Below are 22,612 nucleotides of genomic sequence, written 5' to 3'. Positions count from 1 at the left end.
CCAGCTGGTGATCGGCTGCGACTCCGTCCTGGAACTGGACGGCCAGGCCCTCGGCAAGCCCGCCGACGCCGCCGAGGCGCTGGCCCGCTGGCAGTCCATGCGCGGCCGGGACGGCGTGCTGCAGACCGGGCACTGCGTCATCGACACCGCCACCGGCAAGCAGTCCTCGGCGACCGCCGCCACCACCGTCCGCTTCGGCGACCCGGACGACGCCGAGGTGGCCGCGTACATCGCGTCGGGCGAACCGCTGCACGTGGCCGGGGCGTTCACCCTGGACGGCCGCTCGGCGCCGTTCATCGACGGCATCGACGGCGACCCGGGCAACGTGATCGGCCTCTCGCTGCCGCTGCTGCGCCGCCTGCTGGCCGACCTGGACGTCCGGCTGACCGACCTCTGGAGCTGACCGGCCGTCGCGGCGCGCCGCGCCGCAGGGTCGTCGGGTCCACTACCACGTCCACGGCCGGGCCCGACCGGGTCCGACCTGCCCGGCTGGCGGATTTCAGGCCCAACCGGACCATTCGGGCCGATTTCGGAACCGCGCTGCGGATCCTGACAGATCCGGGCCCTCACATCTGTCGCTCCGGCCCACTCCCGCCGAACAGAGCGGCCGATAGGCTGGCGCCGCTGCCGTCGAGCGACTGTGGCGAAGGCCACGGCACCCGGCAGGGCGCCGCGGACTCCCGCAGGCCGCCGACGACCACCCCACACAGCCTCCTCCACCTGCAAAGCGTCCCGCTCCGTGCTCGATTGATCACGAATCAGTGTCACGCTCCGTGTGGGCAAGCTCACCACCTGGGGCTACTCGCCGGTATGACCCGGCAATCCCTAGACTCAACGAGGTTCAAGAAGGGAGCCACAGTGCGCAAGGTGCTCATCGCCAATCGCGGGGAAATCGCCGTCCGCGTCGCCCGGGCCTGCCGGGATTCCGGTATTGCCAGCGTCGCCGTGTACGCCGAACCGGACCGGGACGCGCTGCACGTCCGCGCGGCCGACGAGGCCTACGCGCTCGGCGGCGACACCCCCGCCACCAGCTACCTGGACATCGCCAAGGTCCTCCAGGCAGCCGCCGACTCGGGTGCGGACGCAGTCCACCCGGGGTACGGCTTCCTGTCGGAGAACGCCGAGTTCGCCCAGGCCGTGCTGGACGCGGGCCTGACCTGGATCGGCCCGCCGCCGCAGGCCATCCGCGACCTCGGTGACAAGGTGACCGCCCGGCACGTCGCGCAGCGCGCGGGTGCGCCGCTGGTCGCGGGCACGCCGGACCCGGTGTCGGGCGCGGACGAGGTCGTGGCGTTCGCGTCCGAGCACGGTCTGCCGGTGGCCATCAAGGCCGCGTTCGGCGGTGGCGGGCGCGGCCTGAAGGTGGCCCGCACGCTGGAGGAGATCCCGGAGCTGTACGAGTCCGCGGTCCGCGAGGCCGTGGCCGCGTTCGGGCGCGGCGAGTGCTTCGTCGAGCGCTACCTGGACAACCCCCGGCACGTGGAGACCCAGTGCCTGGCGGACAGCCACGGCAACGTGGTCGTCGTCTCCACCCGTGACTGCTCCCTGCAGCGCCGCCACCAGAAGCTGGTGGAGGAGGCTCCGGCGCCGTTCCTGACGGACGAGCAGAACGCCGAGCTGTACCGGGCGTCCAAGGCGATCCTCCGCGAGGCGGGCTACGTCGGCGCCGGCACCTGTGAGTTCCTGGTCGCGCAGGACGGTCTGATCTCCTTCCTGGAGGTCAACACCCGCCTCCAGGTGGAGCACCCGGTCTCCGAGGAGGTCACCGGGATCGACCTGGTCCGCGAGATGTTCCGGATCGCCGACGGCGAGGAGCTCGGCTACGACGACCCCGAGGTCCGCGGGCACTCGTTCGAGTTCCGGATCAACGGCGAGGACCCGGGGCGCAACTTCCTTCCGGCGCCGGGCACGGTGACGCTGTTCGCGCCGCCGTCCGGTCCGGGTGTCCGGCTGGACGCGGGCGTGGAGAGCGGTTCGGTGATCGGCCCGGCGTGGGACTCGCTGCTGGCCAAGCTGATCGTCACGGGCGCGACCCGCAAGCAGGCGCTGCAGCGGGCGGCGCGGGCGCTGGCCGAGTTCAAGGTCGAGGGCATGGCCACCGCGATCCCGTTCCACCAGGCCGTGGTCACCGACCCCGCGTTCGCGCCCGAACTCACCGGCAGCGACGAGCCGTTCACGGTCTTCACCCGCTGGATCGAGACCGACTTCAACAACACCATCCCCGCCTTCACCGGCGCGGGCGGCGACGGCGAGGAGCCCGAGGGCCGAGAGACCGTGGTGGTCGAGGTCGGCGGCAAGCGGATCGAGGTCTCGCTGCCGTCCTCGCTCGGCGTCGCCTCGGCTCCGGCCGCAGGTGCGGCGACCGGCAAGGCCGCGGCCAAGCGCCGGGTCGGCACGAAGAAGGCCGGCTCGGCGGTCAGCGGTGACACGCTGGCCTCGCCGATGCAGGGCACCATCGTCAAGGTCGCGGTCGAGGAGGGCCAGACCGTCGCCGAGGGCGAGCTGATCGTGGTGCTGGAGGCGATGAAGATGGAGCAGCCGCTGAACGCCCACAAGGCGGGCACCATCGTCGGCCTCAAGGCCGAGGTCGGCGCCAGCGTCAGCAGCGGTGCGGCCCTCTGCGAGATCAAGGACTGACACCACAGCAGGACCCGTGGACCGGTCCGTACACCTCCGGGTGTGCGGACCGGCTGCATTTCCGGCGCGGGCGGGCCGGCCCCAGGAGCGGGGTCGGCCCTCGGGAACGAGCGTGGCGCCTCATCACGCCACTGGACCCTGGGCCCCGTACGGCCAGGTTGAACGCTCCGCTACGGCTAGCGGCCGCGGGGGGCGCCCAACTCCGCCAGGCGGGAGGGAAGTTGGCCGGGAGGGCCGCCGTGCGCACCGGGTCGGCGCTGGCCGGGCAGGGGGGCGGGGCCGGGCGGCGGGGCGGTACGGCGCGGGGCGACGGCGGCGGCGGGCACGGACTGGTGCACGGGCGGCTCCGCGGTCAGGCCGAGCGGCGCGACGGCGATCTGTACGCCGCAGTCGGCCAGCGCGTCCAGCTCCCTGGCGGTCGGGTCCTCCGCGGCGGCGTGCTCGTCCGTGACCAGACGGGTGATCGCCTCGGTGGGCACGGTCTGGAACATGGTGTCCGCGCCGAGCTTGGTGTGGTCGGCGAGGACGATGACCTCGGCGGCCGACTGCACCAACGCCCGGTCCACGCTCGCGGAGAGCATGTTGGTGGTCGACAGGCCGCGGTCGGCCGTCAGTCCACTGCCGGAGATGAAGGCCTTGGAGACCCGCAGGCCGTGCAGCGACTGCTCGGCCCCGCTGCCCACCAGCGCGTAGTTGGAGCCGCGCAGGGTGCCGCCCGTCATCACCACCTCGACCCGGTTGGCGTGCGCCAGGGCCTGGGCGACGAGCAGCGAGTTGGTGACCACCGTCAGCCCGGGGACCCGGGCCAGGCGGCGGGCCAGCTCCTGGGCCGTGGTGCCGGCACCGACCACCACGGCGTCGCCCTCCTCGACCAGACTTGCCGCGAGGTCGGCGATGGCGCTCTTCTCGGCCGCGGCGAGGTGGGTCTTCTGCGGATAGCCGGGCTCCCTGGTGAAACCGCCGGGGAGCACCGCGCCGCCGTGCCGGCGGTCGAGCAGCCCTTCGGCCTCCAGGGCCCGGACGTCTCGGCGTACGGTGACTTCGGAGGTCTGGACGACGCGGGCCAGCTCGCGGAGCGACACGGCTCCGTTGGCCCGCACCATTTCGAGGATCAACTGGCGACGTTCTGCTGCAAACACAGAACCGACGGTAACCTGAATGACCGTCTGCTTTCAGGCGTTTGCTCCTGGTAACGGGAAATGCTCACGCCGGAGCAGCGCGCGACCGTACAATACGCGCCGTCAGCAAGGCGGTTGAGCGCTCCGCCGCGCGGGTGAGCCGCGCCGGGAACGGAAGCGGCGGCCGCCGCGGCGACCGCCCCAACTCGCTTTCGCAGCTCAGGAGTCCGAGCTCTCCCGCTTACGGATGTGCAGCTGCCGTGCGGCCTCGGCGGTGGAGCCGGAGACGGACGGGTAGACCGTGAACGCACTGGCCACCTGTTCGACCGTCAAGTTGTTGTCCACGGCGAGCGAGATCGAATGGATGAGTTCGCTGGCCCTGGGGGCGACCACCACGCCGCCGACCACGATGCCGGTGCCGGGGCGGCAGAACAGCTTCACGAAGCCGTCCCGGATGCCCTGCATCTTCGCCCGGGGGTTGCCGCGCAGCGGGAGCTTGACCTCGACGGCGTCCATCTTGCCGCAGGAGACGTCGGCGGCGGTGTAGCCGACGGTGGCGATCTCCGGGTCGGTGAAGACGTTGGAGGCCACGGTCTTGAGGTTGAGCGGCTGCACCGCGTCGCCCAGCGCGTGGTACATGGCGATCCGGCCCTGCATCGCGGCGACCGAGGCGAGCATGAAGACGCCGGTGCAGTCACCGGCCGCGTACACGCCGGGGGCGGTGGTGCGGGAGACCCGGTCGACCTGGACCTGGCCCCAGTCGTTGAGCTTGACCCCGGCCTCCTCCAGGCCCATGTCGGCGGTGTTCGGGATCGAGCCGACCGCCATCAGGCAGTGGCTGCCCCGGATGACCTTGCCGTCCGACAGGGTGACCTCGACGTGGTCGCCGACGCGCTTGACGGTCTCGGCGCGGGAGCGGCTCATCACGTTCATGCCGCGGCGCCGGAAGACCTCCTCCAGCACCTCGGCGGCGTCCGGGTCCTCGCCGGGCAGCACACGGTCACGGGAGGAGACCAGGGTGACCTCGGAGCCGAGCGCCTGGTAGGCGCCGGCGAACTCGGCGCCGGTGACGCCGGAGCCGACCACGATCAGCTCGCGCGGCAGCTCCTCCAGGTCGTAGACCTGGGTCCAGGTGAGGATGCGCTCGCCGTCCGGCTGGGCGTCGGGGAGCTCACGGGGGTGCGCGCCGGTGGCGATGAGCACGGCGTCGGCGCGCAGCGACTCGGTGCTGCCGTCCTCGCGCTCGACCACCACGTCGCGCGAGCCGTCCACGTGCTGGCCGCCGGTGCCGAGGCGGCCCTTGCCGCGCAGGACCGTCACGCCCGCCCGGGTCACGGACTGGGTGATGTCGTGGGACTGGGCGATCGCCAGCCGCTTGACCCGTCGGTTGACCTTGCCGAGGTCCACGCCGACCACCCGGGCCGGCCGCTCCAGCGGCGGGGTGTCGTCGGCGACGGTGATGCCCAGCTCCTCGTAGGAGCTGTCGAAGGTGGTCATCACCTCGGCGGTCGCGATGAGGGTCTTGGACGGCACGCAGTCCGTCAGCACCGCCGATCCACCCAGACCGTCGCGGTCGACGACGGTCACCTCCGCGCCGAGTTGGGCGGCCACCAGGGCCGCCTCGTATCCGCCGGGTCCGCCACCGATGATCACGATCCGAGTCACGTCCACCATTGTCCCGCACGCCGGAACCAAAGCCACGCCGGGGGCGTTGCTATGTGCTCATCTCCAATCCGATGTGACGATGAACACTCCCCGGCCCCTGCCGGCGCCACCGCCTCCCGTAGGCTGACGCCCATGTCCCTCTACGCCGCGTACGCCACCAACCTCGACGCCCGGCAGATGAGCCGCCGCGCGCCCCACTCCCCGCTGCGCGGCACGGGCTGGCTGGACGGCTGGCGGCTGACCTTCGGCGGCGAACACCTCGGCTGGGAGGGCTCGTTGGCCACCGTCGTCGAGGACGAGAAGCACCAGGTCTTCGTCTCCCTGTACGACGTCGCCCCGATGGACGAGGACGGCCTCGACCGCTGGGAGGGCCTCCAGCTCGGCATCTACCGCAAGATCCGGCTGCGCGCCCACACCCTGGACGGGGACATCCCGGTGTGGACGTACGTCCTCAACGACTACGAGGGCGGCCTGCCCGCCGCCCGCTACCTCGGGCTCGTCGCGGACGCGGCGGAGAGCGCCGGCGCTCCCGACGACTACGTGCTGGACCTGCGGCGCCGGCCCTGCTGAGCGCCGGGGCCGGCGGGCCGGTCCGGGGCCTTCGGGCCTCGGGGCGCCTGGGGCTTCGGGTGTTCGGACCTTCCGACAGCCGCAGGGTCCGGAAACCGGCCACGGCCTGTCGTTTCGGGTCAACCGGGTAACAATCCGGCATGGCTTGGGCTGAGTGTCTACGCGCGTAGGCGAATTCTTGTCTATCCTCGGCGATGTGAACGCAACTCCTCAGTCGGTCGTCTCCGCCGACCCCTACGCCGCCGCCCAGGCCGCCGCTGCGCGCCTGCGCGAGCTGACCGGTGCCGAGCGCCACGACTTCGCCCTGGTGATGGGCTCCGGCTGGGTGCCGGCCGCCGACGCACTGGGTGACCCGTCGGCTCCGGGCAACTTCGAGTTCCCCATCACCGAGCTCCCGGGCTTCCCGGCCCCGAAGGTCGCCGGGCACTCCGGCAACATCCGCTCCGTCAAGATCGGCGACAAGCGCGCCCTGATCTTCCTCGGCCGCAACCACTACTACGAGGGCTACGGCGTGGCCACCGTGGTCCACGGTGTCCGCACCGCGGCCGCGGCGGGCTGCGAGGTCATCGTGCTGACCAACGGCTGCGGCGGTCTCCGCCGGGGCTGGACCCCCGGCCAGCCGGTCCTGATCAGCGACCACATCAACCTGACCGCGGACTCCCCGATCGTCGGCGCCAACTTCGTCGACCTGACGGACCTGTACTCGCCGCGCCTGCGCGAGCTCTGCCGCGAGGTGGACCCGTCGCTGGACGAGGCCGTCTACGTGCAGTTCCGCGGCCCGCACTACGAGACCCCGGCCGAGGTCAACATGGCCCGGGTGCTCGGCGGCGAGCTGGTCGGCATGTCCACCACCCTGGAGGCCATCGCCGCCCGTGAGGCCGGCGCCGAGGTGCTCGGCATCTCCCTGGTCACCAACCTGGCCGCCGGTATGACCGGCGAGCCGCTCAACCACGCCGAGGTGCTGGAGGCCGGCAAGGCCAGCGCCGAGCGGATGGGCGCGCTGCTGGCCAAGGTCCTTGAGCGGATCTGAGCCTGAGCTGACGCAGAATCAGTAGACAGGGGCCGTCGGAGCGGCGGCGGATGACCGATGACAGATTTCAAAATCTGTCATCTGTTGTCCGTCATCGGTCCGACGGCCTTGTGTCGCCCGATCCTGACTTCCCTTCCCCGGACGGACTCCACCCGGACCCCCACCCCGGACCTCACCTCCACCCGGATCTCCCTCCGACCCCGCCCCGGTCCAGGGCCCCGCAGCGTCCCGGACCCCACCGACCCTCAGATGGAGCTGGCAGAGCTATGGCGCAGGCATCCACCACCGACCTCCTCGCCCGGGCACGGACCTGGCTCGCCGAGGACCCCGACCCGCAGACCCGCGAGGAACTGACCGCCCTGCTGGCCGCCGCCGAAGGCCCCGACGCCGAGAGCGAGGAGCGCATCGCCTGGTCCAGGCTGGCCGAGCGCTTCGACGGCCGCCTCCAGTTCGGCACCGCGGGCCTGCGCGGTGAACTCGGCGCCGGTCCCATGCGGATGAACCGCGCCGTGGTGATCCGCGCCGCCGCCGGCCTCGCCGCCTACGTCAAGAAGCAGAAGCTCGGCGACCTCGTGGTGATCGGCTACGACGCCCGCCACAAGTCGTACGACTTCGCCCGCGACACCGCCGCCGTGATGGTCGGCGCCGGACTGCGCGCCGCCCTGCTGCCGCGCCCGCTGCCCACCCCGGTCCTGGCCTTCGCGATCCGCCACCTCGGCGCCGCCGCCGGTGTCACCGTCACCGCCAGCCACAACCCGCCGCAGGACAACGGCTACAAGGTCTACCTGGGCGACGGCTCGCAGATCGTCCCGCCCGCCGACGCCGGTATCGCCGACGAGATCGACGCCATCGCCTCGCTCACCGACGTCCCGCGCGCCGAGAGCGGCTGGGAGGTGCTCGGCGAGGACGTCATCGAGGCCTACCTCGACCGCGCCGTCACCACCGTCGACGCCGGCGGCGCCCGCGACCTGGACGTCGTCTACACCCCGCTGCACGGCGTCGGCCGGGACGTCCTGCTGTCCGCCTTCGCCAAGGCCGGCTTCCCCGCGCCCACCGTGGTCGCCGAACAGGCCGAGCCGGACCCCGACTTCCCGACCGTGGCCTTCCCCAACCCGGAGGAGCCGGGCGCGATGGACCTCGCGTTCCGCACCGCCGCCGCGGTCGGCCCGGACATCGTCATCGCCAACGACCCGGACGCCGACCGCTGCGCCGTGGCCGTCCCGGACCACGGCAACGGTGCCAACGGCGGCTGGCGGATGCTGCGCGGCGACGAGGTGGGCGCGCTGCTCGGCGAGGCCCTGGTCGCCAAGAAGGCCGTCGGCACCTTCGCCACCACCATCGTCTCCTCCACCCTGCTGGGCCGGATCGCCGCCGCAGCCGGGCTGGACTACGCCGAGACGCTCACCGGGTTCAAGTGGATCGCCCGCGCCGACGGTCTGCGCTACGGCTACGAGGAGGCGCTCGGGTACTGCGTCGACCCGGCGGGCGTCCGCGACAAGGACGGCATCACCGCCGCCCTGCTGGTCGCCGAGCTCGCCGCCACCCTCAAGCAGTCCGGCCGCACCCTCAGCGACCTGCTGGACGACCTGGCGCTGGCGCACGGCCTGCACGCCACCGACCAGCTCTCCGTCCGGGTACACGACCTGTCGCTGATCGCCAACGCGATGCAGCGCCTGCGCGAGCAGCCGCCGACCGTCCTGGCCGGGCTGCAGGTCACCCGGGCCGACGACCTGGCCGCCGGCTCCGCCGACCTGCCGCCCACCGACGGCCTGCGCTACTACCTGGCCGGCGAAGGCGTGCGGTCGGCCCGGATCGTCGTCCGCCCGTCCGGCACCGAGCCCAAGCTGAAGTGCTACCTGGAGGTCGTCCTGCCGGTCGCCACCGCCGCCGAGCTCGGCGCGGCCCGCGAGCGGGCCGCCGCCGTCCTGGACGCCATCAAGCGCGACCTCGCCGCAGCCGCCGGCATCTGATCGGCCGACCGCACCGGACCGGCGTCCGTCCGGCGCCGATCAGCGTGCGGCACGTGAACGGGCCCGGTGCTCCGATCTCTTCGATCGGAGCACCGGGCCCGTTCGCATCGCAGGGTCTCGGGAGCCGGCCCCGAGCGGTCCGCCGTCAGGTCACGGCCGGCTCTCAGGTCACGGCGATCAGCGTGACGAAGGCGGCCAGGCCGACCAGCGTGGGCGCGATGATCCACCAGCACCAGCGGACCACGACCGGACCGGCCGCGTCGGGCCGCGTCGCATTGCGCTCGGCGATCTCCTGCAGGGTGTCGACCACCTGGTCCGACCACGCACGGGTCGGGTCCGAGTCGCCCTGCCGCAGCCCACGCCGCGACTGGGCGGGCTGGCCGAAGGTACGCGTCCGGTCCGAGAACGTCTCGGCGGCGCCGGCAGCCCTGTTCACCACCCGGTTGGCCCGCTTGCGCTGGCGGAGCGACACCGGGACGGCCCAGACCTGGTACTTCTTCCCGGCGGCCAGCAGCTCCACCGAGTACCCGGCCCGCAGCGCGTCGACCGAAGCCCACGGCGCCTCGACGGTCCGCAGCGGGTTGCGGACGAGCAGCCGCCGTTCGTTCGCGTACACGACGGGACGCAGCGTGTACGCGACCACCGGAAGGGCGAAGACCGGGGCGGCGGCGAGCGCGATCCACGGGGTACGGCCGGTGCCGGTCACGATGGCGTCGATGATCAGCCACCCGGCGACGGCGAGCAGCAGTACGCCGGAGATGACGCCGGGGACGGAGCGATAGACGCGGTCGGCGTACTTCGCCTCGGGTGCGGCGCTGCCCGGATCGGGCGTGCCGTCGGATTCGGTCATGGGGACGATTCTGCCCCATGGGAACCGGGTTCCCCATGGGCCTGACATCACGAAATGCGGACGCTCTCGCACCCGCACCGGCCTGCACGGACGAGCCGCCGACAGTACCGGCGGTCGGCAACTGCTCCGCGTCCGCCGGCAGCCGACCCATCGCGCACGCATCGCCCACGCACGGCCAACGCAGAGCCGCCCCAGAGCCGCCCCGAGCCTGCCCCGAAAGCCGTCCCGGAACCGCCCGACGCCAGCCCCAGGTCTCGGTCCCGCATCGATAAGGGGCCCTCCCTAGCACGTGACTACGCGCGTAGATATGCTGCTCTTGTGACCATGTCCACTGTTGCAGCCAACGCCCTCGGCGCTGCGGGCGGCGGCCTTCAGGACGTTGCGGCGTCCGAGGCCTCGCTCCGTCGCTTCCTGCACGGCCTGCCCGGCGTCGACGCCGTCGGCCTGGAAGCCCGCGCCGCCTCCCTCGGTACCCGTTCGATCAAGACCACGGCCAAGGCGTATGCCATCGACCTGGCCATCTCGATGATCGACCTGACCACGCTGGAAGGCGCGGACACGGTCGGCAAGGTGCGCGCGCTGTGCACCAAGGGCCGGAACCCCGACCCGAGCGATCCGACCGCTCCCCGCGTCGCCGCGATCTGTGTCTACCCGGACATGGTCGCCACCGCGAAGGCCGCGCTGAAGGGGACCGACATCCAGGTCGCCTCCGTCGCCACCGCGTTCCCGGCCGGGCGCGCCGCGCTCCCGGTCAAGCTGGCCGACACCGCCGACGCGGTCGCGGCCGGTGCCGACGAGATCGACATGGTGATCGACCGTGGCGCCTTCCTCTCCGGCCGCTACCTCGACGTCTACAACGAGATCGTCGCCGTCAAGGAGGCGTGCAGGCGCCCGGACGGCACCTCCGCCCACCTCAAGGTGATCTTCGAGACCGGTGAGCTGCAGACGTGCGACAACGTGCGCCGCGCCTCCTGGCTCGCCATGCTGGCCGGGGCCGACTTCATCAAGACCTCCACCGGCAAGGTCGCGGTCAACGCGACTCCCCCGGTGACGCTGCTGATGCTCGAAGCCGTCCGCGACTTCAAGGCGCTGACCGGCATCCAGGTCGGCGTGAAGCCCGCCGGTGGCATCAAGACCACCAAGGACGCCATGAAGTACCTGGTGATGGTCAACGAGACCCTGGGTGACGACTGGCTGACCCCGCACTGGTTCCGCTTCGGCGCCTCCAGCCTGCTGAACGACCTGCTGATGCAGCGTCAGAAGCTGACCACCGGCCGGTACTCCGGTCCCGACTACGTGACGGTGGACTGAGACCATGGCCAAGAACAACAAGAAGGCGGAAGAGACCGTGAGCCCCAAGGGCCGCCTCTTCGAGTACGCCCCCGCGCCCGAGTCCCCCGCCGCCGCGGGCGACATCGCGACCTCGTACGGCCACTTCATCGGCGGCGAGTTCGTGGAATCCAGCGGCAGCGAGGCGCTGAAGACCGTCAACCCGGCCACCGAGCAGGTGCTGGCCGAGTTCGCGCAGGGTACGGACGAGGACGTCGACCGCGCGGTCGCCGCCGCCCGCAAGGCGTTCGCCGACTGGTCGGCGCTGCCGGGCAGCGAGCGCGCCAAGTACCTGTTCCGGATCGCCCGGATCATCCAGGAGCGTTCGCGCGAGCTGGCCGTGCTGGAGTCGATCGACAACGGCAAGCCGATCCGCGAGACCCGCGACTTCGACCTCCCGATGGTCGCCGCGCACTTCTTCTACTACGCGGGCTGGGCCGACAAGCTGGACTTCGCCGGCTACGGCGCCAACCCGAGGCCGCTGGGTGTGGCCGGCCAGGTCATCCCGTGGAACTTCCCGCTGATGATGCTGGCGTGGAAGATCGCGCCCGCGCTCGCCACCGGCAACACCGTGGTCCTCAAGCCCGCCGAGACCACCCCGCTGACCGCGCTGCGGTTCGCCGAGATCTGCCGTCAGGCCGGTCTGCCCAAGGGCGTCGTCAACATCGTCACCGGTGACGGCCGTACCGGCGCCGCGCTGACCTCCCACCCGGACGTCAACAAGGTCGCCTTCACCGGCTCGACCCCGGTCGGCCGGGCGATCGCCAAGCAGGTGGCCGGCACCCGCAAGAAGCTCTCCCTCGAACTCGGCGGCAAGGCCGCGAACATCGTCTTCGAGGACGCGCCGCTCGACCAGGCCGTCGAGGGCATCGTCAACGGCATCTTCTTCAACCAGGGCCACGTCTGCTGCGCGGGCAGCCGTCTGCTGGTCCAGGAGTCCATCCAGGACGAGCTGCTGGACGCCCTGAAGCGCCGGATGGCCACCCTGCGGGTCGGCGACCCGCTGGACAAGAACACCGACATCGGCGCGATCAACTCGGCCGCCCAGCTGGCCCGGATCACCGAGCTGTCCGCCATCGGTGAGGCCGAGGGCGCCGAGCGCTGGGCCCCGGAGTGTGAACTCCCCTCCGCCGGTTACTGGTTCCGCCCGACCCTGTTCACCGGGGTCAGCCAGGCGCACCGGATCGCCCGCGAGGAGGTCTTCGGCCCGGTGCTCTCGGTGCTGACCTTCCGCACGCCCACCGAGGCCGTGGAGAAGGCCAACAACACCCAGTTCGGCCTCTCCGCCGGTATCTGGACCGAGAAGGGCTCGCGCATCCTGTGGATGGCGAACCAGCTCAAGGCCGGTGTGGTGTGGGCGAACACCTTCAACAAGTTCGACCCGACCTCGCCGTTCGGCGGCTACAAGGAGTCGGGCTACGGCCGCGAGGGTGGCCGCCACGGTCTGGAGGCCTACCTCGATGTCTGAGCTCAGCACGCGACTTGACGCCCCTGTACGAATCCAGGTGAGCAAGACTTACAAGCTGTACGTCGGCGGGAAGTTCCCGCGCTCCGAGAGCGGGCGGGTGTACGAGGTGACGGACAGCAAGGGCCAGTGGCTCGCCAACGCCCCGCTCGGCACCCGCAAGGACACCCGGGACGCCGTCCTCGCCGCCCGCGCGGCGGTCAAGGGCTGGTCGGGCACCACCGCGTACAACCGCGGCCAGGTCCTGTACCGCGTCGCCGAGATGCTCCAGGGCCGCCGCGAGCAGTTCGCCGCCGAGGTCGCCACCGCCGAGGGCATCAGCGCCAAGAAGGCCGCCGCCCTGGTGGACGCCGCGATCGACCGCTGGGTCTGGTACGCGGGCTGGACGGACAAGGTGGCGCAGATCGCGGGCGGGGCCAACCCGGTCGCCGGGCCGTTCTTCAACCTGTCCACCCCCGAACCGACCGGTGTGGTCGGCATCGTGGCGCCGCAGTCCGGGTACGGGTTCTCCTTCCTCGGCCTGGTCTCGGCGATCGCCCCGGTGATCGCCACCGGCAACACGGTCGTGGTGGCCGCCGCCGCCGACGCCCCGCTGCCGGCGCTCTCGCTGGGCGAGGTGCTGGCCACCTCCGACCTGCCGGGCGGCGTGGTCAACGTGATCTCCGGCCGTACCGCCGACATCGCGCCCACCCTCGCCTCGCACCAGGACGTGAACGGTCTCGACCTCTCCGGCGCGATCGCCGCCGAGGGCCCGGCCTCCGCCACCGCGCTGGAGGCCGCAGCCGCCGAGACCCTCAAGCGGGTGGTCCGCCCGGCGATCGACCCGACCGCCCTGGACTGGACCAATGCGCCCGGAACCGAGCGGCTACTCTCGTTCCTGGAGACCAAGACGGTCTGGCACCCGATGGGTATCTGACCGCACCACGGACCGGCCGTCCCCAGCGCCCCTACTCCCCCCAGGGGCCCGGACGTGCCGTAGACGGACCCGCACCTCTCCCCCCTGGTGCGGGTCCGTCGTCGTGCGGGCCGGGCCGACAGCCGGTGCGCCCGCCGCCCTTCGGGGTGGAACCCGCCGATCGGCGGGCAACCAGTACCGCGCACCGGCGGTCCTCCCTCACGGAAGTCCGCGACCGTGGGGAGAACAGCTGTGTGGGAGATCCTGGCCGAGCTTGCCGTGCTGATGGGGGACGGACCGCTGCGGGCGCTGCGGGCCCGCCGGGCGCAGCGGCGGCTGGCGGCCGGACTGCCGGTCCGCGTCCCGTGCTCCGTCCGCTCCGAGCGCCCCGGCTGGCCGCCCCAGTACACCGACGGCAGCCTGCTGATCACCCCCGCCAGGTCCACCGCGGCCTTCGGCTCCCGGCGGTACCCGTGCCTGGAGTTCGAGCCCGGCGGCGAGTTCTTCGACCCCGAACCGGACACCTGGTACGACCACGACTGGGCCGCCACCGTCTACCAGCCGCCCGGTGCCGGGGCCGCCGTGAACATCCAGGTGCACACCCGCTACCTCGGCCCCGTCCGGCTGGCGCTGGGCAAGGGCTGAAACGTCCGGCGCCGGAGGCAGAGACGGAGGCGAAGAAGTGACGTACGCCCGGTTTCGGCATCGGTGCCTGATGCGTCAGACTGGTGTCCCGTGAGTGACTCCCCGCTGAACCAGCCGTCGATACCCCGTGCCCACGTGGTACTGCTCTCCGGGCCCTCCGGTTCGGGCAAGTCCTCACTCGCCGCCAGAGCCGGGCTGCCGGTACTCCAGCTGGACGACTTCTACAAGGACGGCGACGACCCGACGCTCCCCCTCCTCCCGGACGGCGGGGTGGACTGGGACTCGCCGCTCGCCTGGCACCGCGAGCAGGCGGTGGCGGCGATCCGGCAGCTGGCAGAGCGCGGCCGGGCCGAGGTGCCGGTGTACTCGATCCCGGACAACGGCCGGGCCGGCACCCGTACCCTGCACCTCGACGGCGCCCCGGCGTTCATCGCCGAGGGGATCTTCGCCGCCGAGATCGCCGAGCAGTGCGCGGCCGAGGAGCTGCTCGGCGACGCGCTCTGCCTGCGCAACCACCCGCTCACCACGGCCTGGCGGCGCCTGCGGCGGGACGTCCGTGAGGGGCGCAAGTCGCTACCGGTGCTGCTGCGGCGCGGGTGGCGGCTGATGCGCGCCGAGCACGGCATCGTGTCCCGGCAGGTCGGCCTCGGCGCGTACGCCTGCGCCGGTCCTGAGGCCGAGCGCCGGGTGCGGACCGTGGCCACGCGGATGCCCGCCGCGGTCGGGGCCTGAGGCACCGCCGCCCCGGCGCGGTGAGCCGCCCTCAGGCCAGGTCCCGCCGCATCAGGTCCTCGTACGTCTCCCGCCGCACCACCGCCCGGGAACGCCCCTCGCCGCAGAACACCACCGGCGGCCTGCGGGCGCCGTTGTAGTTGTTGCTGAGCGCGTAGGTGTAGGCGCCGGTGGCCGGGACGGCGATCAGGTCCCCGGGGCGCGGGTCGCGCAGCAGGACGCCGTCGCTGAGCGTGTCGCCGGACTCGCAGTGCCGGCCGACCAGGCGGCACGGCTCGCCGCCGCCGACCCGGGTGGCGACGGTGGCCTCGAACCGCTGGGCGTAGAGCGGGACTTCGAGGTTGTCGCCCATGCCGCCGTCCACCGCGACGATCGGCTGCTCGCCGTCCTTGACCGTGACCGCCCGGTAGAGCGAGACACCGGTCTCGGCGACCAGCGAGCGGCCGGGCTCGATCAGGATGCGGGCCTCGGAGGGCAGTGCCCGGCGGGCGGCGGCGACCAGGGCGTCCAGGTACTGCTCGATGGTCGGCGGCCGGTCCTGGTAGGTGTAGCGGGAGCCGAGGCCGCCGCCGAGGCCGTACACCGCGAACTCGCCCAGCTCCGCGACCGCCTCGACGGCCCGGGTGAACGGCTCGGTCCGCAGGATCTGCGAACCGACGTGCACGTGGAGGCCGTCCAGCCGCAGCCGGTCGCTGCCGCGCAGCCGCGCGATCGCCTCCCGGGCCAGGGCCGGCGACAGGCCGAACTTCGAGCCCGCCTGGCCGGTGGAGACCGCCGCATGGGTGTCGGGCCGGATGTCGGGGGTGACCCTGACCAGGACGCCCTGCGCCCGGCCGGGGTGCTCGACGGCGATCTTCTCCAGCCGGTCGATGTCGTCGAAGTTGTCGATCACGATCAGCCCGGCCCCCGCCGACACCGCCAGCCGCAGCTCCTCCTCGGTCTTGGCGTTGCCGTGGACCACCAGCCCGGCCGGGTCGGCCCCGGCGGCCAGCGCCAGGGTCAGCTCGCCGCCGCCGGCGACGTCCATGCCCAGGCCCTCCTTGGCCAGCAGCCGGTACACGGCACTGCACGGGAAGGCCTTGGACGCGAAGGTCACCCGCGAGTTCGGCCAGCGCTCCGCCAGCCCGTCGGCGTAACGGCGGGCCCGGGTGCGCAGCGCGGTCTCGTCCACCAGCAGGGCCGGGGTGCCGTACCGCTCCGCCAGCTCGGTCACCCGGCAGCCGCCGATGAGCAGCTCACCGCCCTCGGCGACCGCGGTGCCCTGCGGGAACAGGGTCAGCAGCCGGTTCTGGGCGGATGCTGGCGTGACGGCGCCGAGGGTCATGGCCGGACTGCCTCTCCTGGGTGGGGACCGGTGGGGCGTCCGAGTCCGGAGGGTCGCTGCCAGCCGTCGTCCGCTTATGCCAGCCATAGTGCGGGAGGTACAGAGCACCGGTCTCTGGCGGGATCGCCTAAGGTTCGGCCATGGAACCGACGGAATCGCCAATGCTCGGCGGGACCAGCGAGGAGCTCTTCGCCCTCGCCAACGCCGTCGCCGCGGTGGTCGGCGGCCCGGTGTCCGTCGAGGACCTGGACCGCCGGGTGCTCGCCTACTCCTCCCTGCCCGACCAGCGGATGGACGAGCTGCGCCGCCGGGGCATCCTGGAGCGCCAGGTGCCGGACACCGCCGAGCGGCCCGAACAGCAGAGCCAGTACCGCGAGGTGCTGGCCGCCGCCGGAGTGGTCCGGCTCCCGCCGCTGGCCGAGGACGAGCTGCCGCGCGCCGCCGCCGCGATCCGCGCCGGGGACCTGCCGCTCGGCACCCTCTGGGCGATCGAGGGCCCGGCCGGCCTCGACCAGTCCGGGGAGCGGGCGCTGCTGGACGGCGCCCGGCTAGCCGCCCTGCACATGCTGCGCCGCCGCAGCGCCGCCGAACTCGACCTGCACGCCCGCGAGGAGGCCCTGCGCGGCGCACTCAGCGGGCACTGGTCGGCGGCCGAGGTGCGGTTCAGGCTCGGCCTCTCCGAGCGGACCCACCCGGTGACCCTGGTCGGTCTGGCCCCACTGCGCCTGCCCGACCGCGAACCGCCCGAGCTCACCCGGCTGGCCGCGGTCGCCGCCCGGCACTGGTCCGCGGTCCACGCCGAGGCCGCCGTCACCGCGCTCGGCAGCACGGTGTACGCGCTGCTGCCCGAGCTCGACCCCACCGCCGTGCGGCGGCTGGCCGAGCAGGCCGTGAGCACCGTCGGCCGTTCCCTGGTCCGGACGCCCGGCGAAGGCGGCACCACCCCGCTGCGGGCCGCGATCAGCCGCCCCGCCGAGGAGTTGAGCGAGCTGACCGAGCTGCGCGCCGAGGTCGACGACATCCTCCGGGTCACCGCGTACGACCAACAGGCGCCCGAGACAGCGGATCTGACCGAGGTGCACGCCCGGGTGCTGCTGGCCCACTTCGCCGACGAGCTGGCCCGCCGCCCCCGGCTGCGCCACCCCGGTGTCACCGCGATGGTCGAGCACGACCGCACCCAGCACACCGCCTACGCGGCCAGCACCGCCGCGTGGCTGGACGCCGTCGGCAACATCGCCCAGGCGGCCGAACGGCTTTCGGTGCACCCCAACACCCTCAAGTACCGGCTGCGGCGGGCCAGGGAGCTCTTCGGCCTCGACCTGGACCACCCGGACGACCGGCTCTCCTGCTGGCTCCAACTGCGCCTCCAGCAACGGCAGTAGCCCCGGGCGGGGCCCGCCCCGGGAGCACGCTCCTGCCCCTGCACCGGGCCCCCGTCCCCCGCCCCGGACATGACGGAGGGCCCGGTGCCTCTCCCCGGCACCGGGCCCTCCGCTGGGTCAGACCTCGGGAGCCCCCCGTCGGCCGCCGCTCCCCCGAGCCGGCGCCCGCGCCCCTTGACCTGCCCACCCGTCCCCCGACGGGAGTCACTCTCAGGCGACGAGCTCCCCGAACGCCAGCACGGTGTCACCCGTACGGTTCAGCTGCTCGTCGTCCCGCAGCCGGCGCAGCGCGCGCCAGATGCTGCTCTTCACCGTGCCGACGCTGATGCCGAGGATGTCGGCGATCTCCGGGTCGGTGCGGCCCTCGTAGTAGCGGAGCACCAGCATGGTCCGCTGGTTCTCCGGCAGCTTGGCCAGCGCCTGCCAGAGCACGGCGCGCAGCTCGGTGCCGCCCATCGCGTCGGTGTCGCCGACCGTCTCCGGCAGCTCCTCGGTCGGGTACTCGTTGACCTTGCGGCGCCGCCAGGCGGAGATGTGCAGGTTGGTCATGGTCCGGCGGAGGTAGCCGCCGACCGCCGCCTTGTCGGTGATCCGGCCCCAGGCGCGGTAGGTGCTGAAGAGCGCGCTCTGCAGCAGGTCCTCGGCCTCGTGGCGGTCGCCGGTCAGGTGGTACGCGGTGGCGTACAGCGAGGCACGGCGCTCGCGGACGTACGCGGTGAACTCGGTCATGTGGTCCGCGTCGGACGGCTCGGCGGCCGCTGCGACCGGCTGGACCTGCTCCACGGTGGGGAGGCGGAGCACCGTGGCCCCGGCGGTGGCGGTGCGACCGGTCGGCTCCCCCGAACCGAGACCGGCCGCAACGCCGTTGCCCGTCGCACTCCCCTGACCCGTCACACGCACGGGGAGGACTCCCCGCAGCGTGAGGGTCGAACCGGTGTCGGCCGCAGTCCCCCGGTGGCCGACCCCGAACAGGTCCCCCGACCTGTTCCCGCCGCCGATGCGGCGGGTCCCGGTGCTGTGTGCGCACCCCCGTACGATCACGGCACCGGAAGTCTCGTCCGTCCGTACCTCGAAGTGTGTCCGGGCGGCGACTGCCGACGAACGCGCGTTTCGGACGGCCGCGGTGCTGCGGGTCTTGAGCGTGGCGTTCATCGTGACACCCCCATGATCGGTACGAGCGGTTCGCTATCCATCGCCGCGCTCCGGGCCGGTCGGGCCGGGGAGTTGCTGCGGCGACATGGAAAATCCTGCCCGCCGGTCGTCATGGCGCTGTCCGCCGACTGTCACAGGGCTGTCACAGCGGGCGGGACTTTGGTCCACATATCCTCCGCACCAGCCTGGACGCCCGAGGGTCACGTTCCGGTTCCCATCCCCGGCGGCCATGACACAGCAGGTGATTCGGTGCGCCGAGTGAGCCAGAATGAGCCCGTGCCATACCTCCTTCTGATCGAGGACGACGACGCCATCCGGACCGGCCTCGAACTCGCCCTCACCCGCCAGGGTCACCGCGTGGTGACGGCCGCCTCCGGAGAGGACGGCCTGAAGCTCTTCAAGGAGCAGCGTCCGGACCTGATCGTGCTCGACGTGATGCTGCCCGGAATCGACGGCTTCGAAGTCTGCCGCCGGATCCGCCGTACCGACCAGCTGCCGATCATCCTGCTGACCGCGCGCTCGGACGACATCGACGTCGTGGTCGGCCTGGAGTCCGGCGCGGACGACTACGTGGTGAAACCGGTGCAGCCCCGGGTGCTGGACGCCCGGATCCGCGCGGTGCTGCGCCGCGGCGAACGGGAGAACTCGGACTCCTCCGCGTACGGCAGTGTGGTGATCGACCGCTCGGCGATGACCGTCACCAAGGACGGCCAGGACCTCCAGCTCACGCCCACCGAGCTGCGGCTGCTGCTCGAACTGAGCCGCCGCCCCGGCCAGGCGCTGTCCCGCCAGCAACTGCTGCGGCTGGTCTGGGAGCACGACTACCTGGGCGACTCCCGGCTGGTGGACGCCTGCGTGCAGCGGCTGCGGGCCAAGGTGGAGGATGTACCTTCGGCGCCGACCCTGATCCGCACGGTGCGCGGGGTGGGTTACCGTCTCGACCCGCCGAACCAGCCCTGAGGGGCCGTCCGCGAGACTGTCTGACGGGCCGTCGGCGGCCCGGCCCTGAACGACCATTGGTGAGAACTCCTGTTGACTGCTGACCCTCATACCCCGCGCCGTCCGCGCCCCTGGCGGTGGCGGCAGCTGCGCTCGCTGCGGGTACGGCTGATCGCGGTGTTCGCCGTGGTCGCGCTGTGCACCGCCGTCTCGGCCTCCGGGATCGCGTACTGGCTCAACCGCGACGCGGTGCTCAAGCGCGCCCAGGACACCGCGCTGAACGACTTCCGGGTCTCCCTCACCCGCAACGTCTCCGAGCTGCCGCTGAACGCCAGCTGCCCGCAACTGACCAACCTGGCGAACCTGGTGGCCACCTCCGGCCTCAACTACCAGGTGGTGGTGGTCGACGAGAACCAGCCCGACTGCGCCGCCTCGTCCGCTCCCGCCAACTTCACGCCGGCCCAGGTGCCGCAGCCGCTGCGCGCCGCGGTGGCCAAGCCGCGCGAGGTCGTCCCGGGCAACCCGTACGCCTACCACCTGTACTGGCAGCGGGTGAACCTGGACGGGAAGCCGTACGTGGTCGGCGGCACGAAGGTGGTGCCGAGCGGGCCGACGGCCTACATGTTCAAGTCGCTGGAGAACGAGCGGGCCGACCTGAACACCCTGGGCTGGTCGCTGGCGATCGCCACCCTGCTCGCGCTGATCGGCTCCGCGCTGCTGGCGCAGGCCGCCTCGGCCACGGTGCTGCGGCCGGTGAAGCGCCTCGGCGAGGCGGCCCGGCAGCTCGGCGAGGGCAAGCTGGATACCCGGCTCGACGTCGAGGGCGGCGACGAACTCGCCGACCTGGCAAGAACGTTCAACCTGGCAGCGGCGTCGCTCGCCGAGCAGGTCGAGGAGTTGAGCGCGCGCGAGGCGCAGAGCCGGCGGTTCGTCGCCGACATGTCGCACGAGCTGCGCACACCGCTGACCGCGATGACGGCGGTGACGGACATCCTGGAGGACGAGGCCGAGCTGCTCGACCCGATGATCGAGCCGGCCGTCCGCCTGGTGGTCAGCGAGACCCGGCGGCTCTCCGACCTGGTCGAGAACCTGATGGAGGTGACCCGCTTCGACGCGGGCACCGCCAAGCTGGTCGCGGACGAGATGGACATCGCCGACCTGATCATGTCCTGCATCGACGGCCGGGCCTGGTACGACGCGGTCGAGGTGGACGCCCCGCGCGGGATCCTCGCGGTGGTCGACCCGCGCCGCCTGGACGTGGTCTTCGCCAACCTGATCGGCAACGCGCTCAAGCACGGCGGCTCGCCGGTGCGGGTGAAGGTCCGCCAGGTCGGCGGGACCGTGGTGGTCGAGGTCTCCGACAGCGGCCCCGGCATCCCGTCGGACGTGCTGCCGCACGTCTTCGACCGCTTCTACAAGGCCGACAAGGGCCGGGCCCGCTCCGAGGGCAGCGGGCTCGGACTGTCCATCGCGATGGCCAACGCACAGATCCACGGCGGCACCATCACCGCCGCCAACGGCGAGGTCGGCGCCGTCTTCACGCTGACCCTGCCGCTCACCCCGGGCGGCCCGCTGGACGGCGCCGCGGACCCGGACCCGGCCCCCTCGCCGGAAACGTCCGCGGACGGGGCTTCGACCGCGCAGCAGGCCGAGCCGGCCGATCAGGAAGGTGCCCAGTGAACGTACGCAGGACCGCGGCGGCGGCCGCACTGCTGGCCGCCGTCCTGGCGGCTGCGGCGGGCTGCGGCATCCGGCCGACCGCCGTGCCCGTCGACGCGGGCGCCCCGGCCAGCCGGACGGCCTGCCCCAACCCGTACACGGTCCCGACGGCGGTGCTGGCCCCGACACCGAGCACCGGTCCGCTGCCCTCCGCAGCGGCCTCCGCTTCGCCCTCCGCCTCGGGCGCAGCCCCCTCGGGCGGGACCGCGACCGCGCCGACGCCCGGCGCACCGAGCGCGACGGCGGGCACCACGGCGGCTACGGGCACCTCGGCGAAGGGTCCCAGCAGTGTGTTCAGTGCGATTCCCTCGCCCGGGGCATCCCACTGCCCATGACCGGGTTACCCGAAACCGGCGTGCCGGGGCGCGGAACCACGAACGGCGGACCCGGCGTCCTCCCCCGCGTGCAGCGAGATGGCACCACCACGCGCCACGAGCGCGGGACCGGCGTACGGGCCGGGAGCAGCCCCACCGACAGGGCGTACGCTCCGCCGTACACGCCGGGGTCCTCCCAGCCCGCGCCCCCAGCACAGCCGAAGGACGCGGCGCCGGGCGGATCGTCCGACCAGCCGCCGCCGGTGGGCACCCGGGGCCCGGAGCCCCGGCCCGGGGTCTCGCCCCGGGTGCAGCGGATCTCCCTGGCCGTGCTCACCGTCTACCTGGCGCTGGTCGGGTGGCTCGTCCTGCGGCCGGTGACGGCCGGGTGGACCTACCCGGCCAACCTGACCCCCTTCGCCTCGGTGGAGCAGGCGCTGGCCGTCGGCGGGCTGGCGGGCGTCCGGCAGCTGGCCGCCGGACTGCTGCCGCTCGCACCGCTCGGCGTGCTGCTCCCGCTGGCCGGCGGCCGGCTGCGGACCGGCTGGCTGCCGTCCTTCCTGCACACCGCGGGCGGTTCGGCGCTGCTGGCCACCGCGCTGGAGATCCTCAAGGGCTGGACGCCGGGGCACGTCCTGAACGTCGACAACATCCTGCTGGGCACTCTCGGCGTCGCCGCCACCCACCTGGCCTTCGTGCCGGCCGGCCGGTCCGTCCTGCGCAGGCGGGCCACCGAGGCACCGGCCGCACCCGCTGCGGCCGCCGTGCCGGAGCCCTCGGACGCGCCGGTGCCGACGCCCGGCACCACCCCGGCGCCGCAGCTGAGCACGGTCGCCGCCCCGCTGGGCGCCGCCCACCGGCCGGTTCTCAGGGGCC

At 72.9% G+C, this 22,612-nt stretch carries 20 protein-coding genes; 15 read left to right on the top strand and 5 right to left on the bottom strand.

What is annotated here, in order from left to right; all coding sequences use genetic code 11:
- On the top strand, window positions 1-403 hold a 403-nt coding region (locus UK12_RS27715), incomplete at its 5' end, for a Maf family protein (protein WP_045305911.1).
- 407 nt (window positions 404-810) lie between these two features.
- Window positions 811-2,637, top strand: coding sequence for an acetyl/propionyl/methylcrotonyl-CoA carboxylase subunit alpha (locus UK12_RS27710; protein ID WP_231591411.1), 1,827 nt, complete (start codon window positions 811-813; stop codon window positions 2,635-2,637).
- Window positions 2,638-2,813: 176 nt separating this feature from the next.
- Here the strand turns inward: UK12_RS27710 and UK12_RS27705 are convergent, their stop codons facing one another.
- Both UK12_RS27705 and UK12_RS27700 read right to left on the bottom strand, forming a co-directional pair.
- Entirely contained in the window at window positions 2,814-3,752 is a 939-nt protein-coding gene (locus UK12_RS27705; RefSeq protein ID WP_197085217.1) for a DeoR/GlpR family DNA-binding transcription regulator, read from the bottom strand.
- A gap of 222 nt (window positions 3,753-3,974) precedes the next feature.
- A complete protein-coding gene (locus UK12_RS27700) occupies window positions 3,975-5,429 on the bottom strand; it encodes an NAD(P)H-quinone dehydrogenase (RefSeq protein ID WP_045305908.1) in 1,455 nt (484 codons plus the stop codon).
- 123 nt (window positions 5,430-5,552) lie between these two features.
- Here UK12_RS27700 and UK12_RS27695 point away from each other — a divergent pair, with 123 nt between their 5' ends.
- The 3 genes from UK12_RS27695 to UK12_RS27685 all read left to right on the top strand — a co-directional run bounded on the left by UK12_RS27695 (window position 5,553) and on the right by UK12_RS27685 (window position 8,990).
- On the top strand, window positions 5,553-5,990 hold the full coding sequence (locus UK12_RS27695) for a gamma-glutamylcyclotransferase (protein WP_045305907.1): 438 nt from the start codon (window positions 5,553-5,555) through the stop codon (window positions 5,988-5,990).
- A 196-nt stretch (window positions 5,991-6,186) separates the two neighbouring features.
- Window positions 6,187-7,020 carry a purine-nucleoside phosphorylase gene (locus tag UK12_RS27690; protein WP_045305906.1) on the top strand — a complete coding sequence of 278 codons (834 nt, stop codon included), beginning with the start codon at window positions 6,187-6,189 and terminating at the stop codon, window positions 7,018-7,020.
- Window positions 7,021-7,286: 266 nt separating this feature from the next.
- A complete protein-coding gene (locus UK12_RS27685) occupies window positions 7,287-8,990 on the top strand; it encodes a phospho-sugar mutase (protein WP_045305905.1) in 1,704 nt (567 codons plus the stop codon).
- 163 nt (window positions 8,991-9,153) lie between these two features.
- Here the strand turns inward: UK12_RS27685 and UK12_RS27680 are convergent, their stop codons facing one another.
- Entirely contained in the window at window positions 9,154-9,840 is a 687-nt protein-coding gene (locus UK12_RS27680; RefSeq protein ID WP_045305904.1) for a PH domain-containing protein, read from the bottom strand.
- 324 nt (window positions 9,841-10,164) lie between these two features.
- On the opposite strand from UK12_RS27680, the gene deoC reads away from it, so the two are divergent.
- From deoC to UK12_RS27655, 5 genes are all read left to right on the top strand, one after another.
- Window positions 10,165-11,151, top strand: a complete 987-nt coding sequence (deoC, locus tag UK12_RS27675; RefSeq protein WP_082120003.1) for a deoxyribose-phosphate aldolase — start codon at window positions 10,165-10,167, stop codon at window positions 11,149-11,151.
- Window positions 11,152-11,155: 4 nt separating this feature from the next.
- A complete protein-coding gene (locus tag UK12_RS27670; protein WP_045305902.1) occupies window positions 11,156-12,637 on the top strand; it encodes an aldehyde dehydrogenase family protein in 1,482 nt (493 codons plus the stop codon).
- On the top strand, window positions 12,630-13,550 hold the full coding sequence (locus tag UK12_RS27665; protein WP_045305901.1) for an aldehyde dehydrogenase family protein: 921 nt from the start codon (window positions 12,630-12,632) through the stop codon (window positions 13,548-13,550). The genes UK12_RS27670 and UK12_RS27665 overlap by 8 nt, the downstream gene beginning before the upstream one ends.
- A 231-nt stretch (window positions 13,551-13,781) precedes the next feature.
- Window positions 13,782-14,174, top strand: coding sequence for a hypothetical protein (locus UK12_RS27660; protein ID WP_045305900.1), 393 nt, complete (start codon window positions 13,782-13,784; stop codon window positions 14,172-14,174).
- Between the two features lie 90 nt (window positions 14,175-14,264).
- Window positions 14,265-14,906, top strand: a complete 642-nt coding sequence (locus tag UK12_RS27655) for a hypothetical protein (RefSeq protein WP_063838332.1) — start codon at window positions 14,265-14,267, stop codon at window positions 14,904-14,906.
- A 31-nt stretch (window positions 14,907-14,937) separates the two neighbouring features.
- Here UK12_RS27655 and lysA read toward each other — a convergent pair whose 3' ends face one another.
- Window positions 14,938-16,230, bottom strand: a complete 1,293-nt coding sequence (gene lysA, locus UK12_RS27650; RefSeq protein ID WP_045305899.1) for a diaminopimelate decarboxylase — start codon at window positions 16,228-16,230, stop codon at window positions 14,938-14,940.
- Between the two features lie 140 nt (window positions 16,231-16,370).
- Here lysA and UK12_RS27645 point away from each other — a divergent pair, with 140 nt between their 5' ends.
- Window positions 16,371-17,612, top strand: a complete 1,242-nt coding sequence (locus UK12_RS27645; protein ID WP_156178962.1) for a PucR family transcriptional regulator — start codon at window positions 16,371-16,373, stop codon at window positions 17,610-17,612.
- Between the two features lie 210 nt (window positions 17,613-17,822).
- Here the strand turns inward: UK12_RS27645 and UK12_RS27640 are convergent, their stop codons facing one another.
- On the bottom strand, window positions 17,823-18,512 hold the full coding sequence (locus UK12_RS27640) for a SigE family RNA polymerase sigma factor (protein ID WP_197085215.1): 690 nt from the start codon (window positions 18,510-18,512) through the stop codon (window positions 17,823-17,825).
- A gap of 528 nt (window positions 18,513-19,040) precedes the next feature.
- Between UK12_RS27640 and UK12_RS27635 the strand changes: the two genes are divergently transcribed.
- The 4 genes from UK12_RS27635 to UK12_RS27620 all read left to right on the top strand — a co-directional run.
- Window positions 19,041-19,724, top strand: coding sequence for a response regulator transcription factor (locus UK12_RS27635; RefSeq protein WP_045305896.1), 684 nt, complete (start codon window positions 19,041-19,043; stop codon window positions 19,722-19,724).
- Window positions 19,725-19,796: 72 nt separating this feature from the next.
- Window positions 19,797-21,383 (top strand): sensor histidine kinase, encoded by a 1,587-nt coding sequence (locus tag UK12_RS27630; RefSeq protein WP_045305895.1) that lies wholly within the window; start codon window positions 19,797-19,799, stop codon window positions 21,381-21,383.
- Window positions 21,380-21,757: a hypothetical protein gene (locus tag UK12_RS27625; protein ID WP_045305894.1), complete on the top strand. Its 378-nt coding sequence runs from the start codon at window positions 21,380-21,382 to the stop codon at window positions 21,755-21,757. The genes UK12_RS27630 and UK12_RS27625 overlap by 4 nt, the downstream gene beginning before the upstream one ends.
- Window positions 21,758-21,825: 68 nt before the next feature.
- Window positions 21,826-22,612, top strand: a 787-nt coding sequence (locus tag UK12_RS27620; RefSeq protein ID WP_197085214.1) for a VanZ family protein, incomplete at its 3' end; no start/stop codon positions are given.

Origin of the sequence: Saccharothrix sp. ST-888, from assembly GCF_000955975.1 — a bacterium.
GTDB lineage: Bacteria > Actinomycetota > Actinomycetes > Streptomycetales > Streptomycetaceae > Kitasatospora.
Note: the sequence above shows the minus strand (reverse complement) of the source record. Positions and strands in the feature narration are given on the sequence as shown.

Excerpts from the sequence above, each read along its gene's own strand:
- lysA (WP_045305899.1), bottom strand. The coding sequence starts at position 16,230 with ATGACCCTCGGCGCCGTCACGCCAGCATCCGCCCAGAACCGGCTGCTG.
- UK12_RS27680 (WP_045305904.1), bottom strand. The coding sequence starts at position 9,840 with ATGACCGAATCCGACGGCACGCCCGATCCGGGCAGCGCCGCACCCGAG.
- UK12_RS27685 (WP_045305905.1), top strand. The coding sequence starts at position 7,287 with ATGGCGCAGGCATCCACCACCGACCTCCTCGCCCGGGCACGGACCTGG.
- UK12_RS27695 (WP_045305907.1), top strand. The coding sequence starts at position 5,553 with ATGTCCCTCTACGCCGCGTACGCCACCAACCTCGACGCCCGGCAGATG.
- UK12_RS27665 (WP_045305901.1), top strand. The coding sequence starts at position 12,630 with ATGTCTGAGCTCAGCACGCGACTTGACGCCCCTGTACGAATCCAGGTG.
- UK12_RS27710 (WP_231591411.1), top strand. The coding sequence starts at position 811 with ATGACCCGGCAATCCCTAGACTCAACGAGGTTCAAGAAGGGAGCCACA.
- UK12_RS27670 (WP_045305902.1), top strand. The coding sequence starts at position 11,156 with ATGGCCAAGAACAACAAGAAGGCGGAAGAGACCGTGAGCCCCAAGGGC.
- UK12_RS27700 (WP_045305908.1), bottom strand. The coding sequence starts at position 5,429 with ATGGTGGACGTGACTCGGATCGTGATCATCGGTGGCGGACCCGGCGGA.
- deoC (WP_082120003.1), top strand. The coding sequence starts at position 10,165 with ATGTCCACTGTTGCAGCCAACGCCCTCGGCGCTGCGGGCGGCGGCCTT.
- UK12_RS27645 (WP_156178962.1), top strand. The coding sequence starts at position 16,371 with ATGGAACCGACGGAATCGCCAATGCTCGGCGGGACCAGCGAGGAGCTC.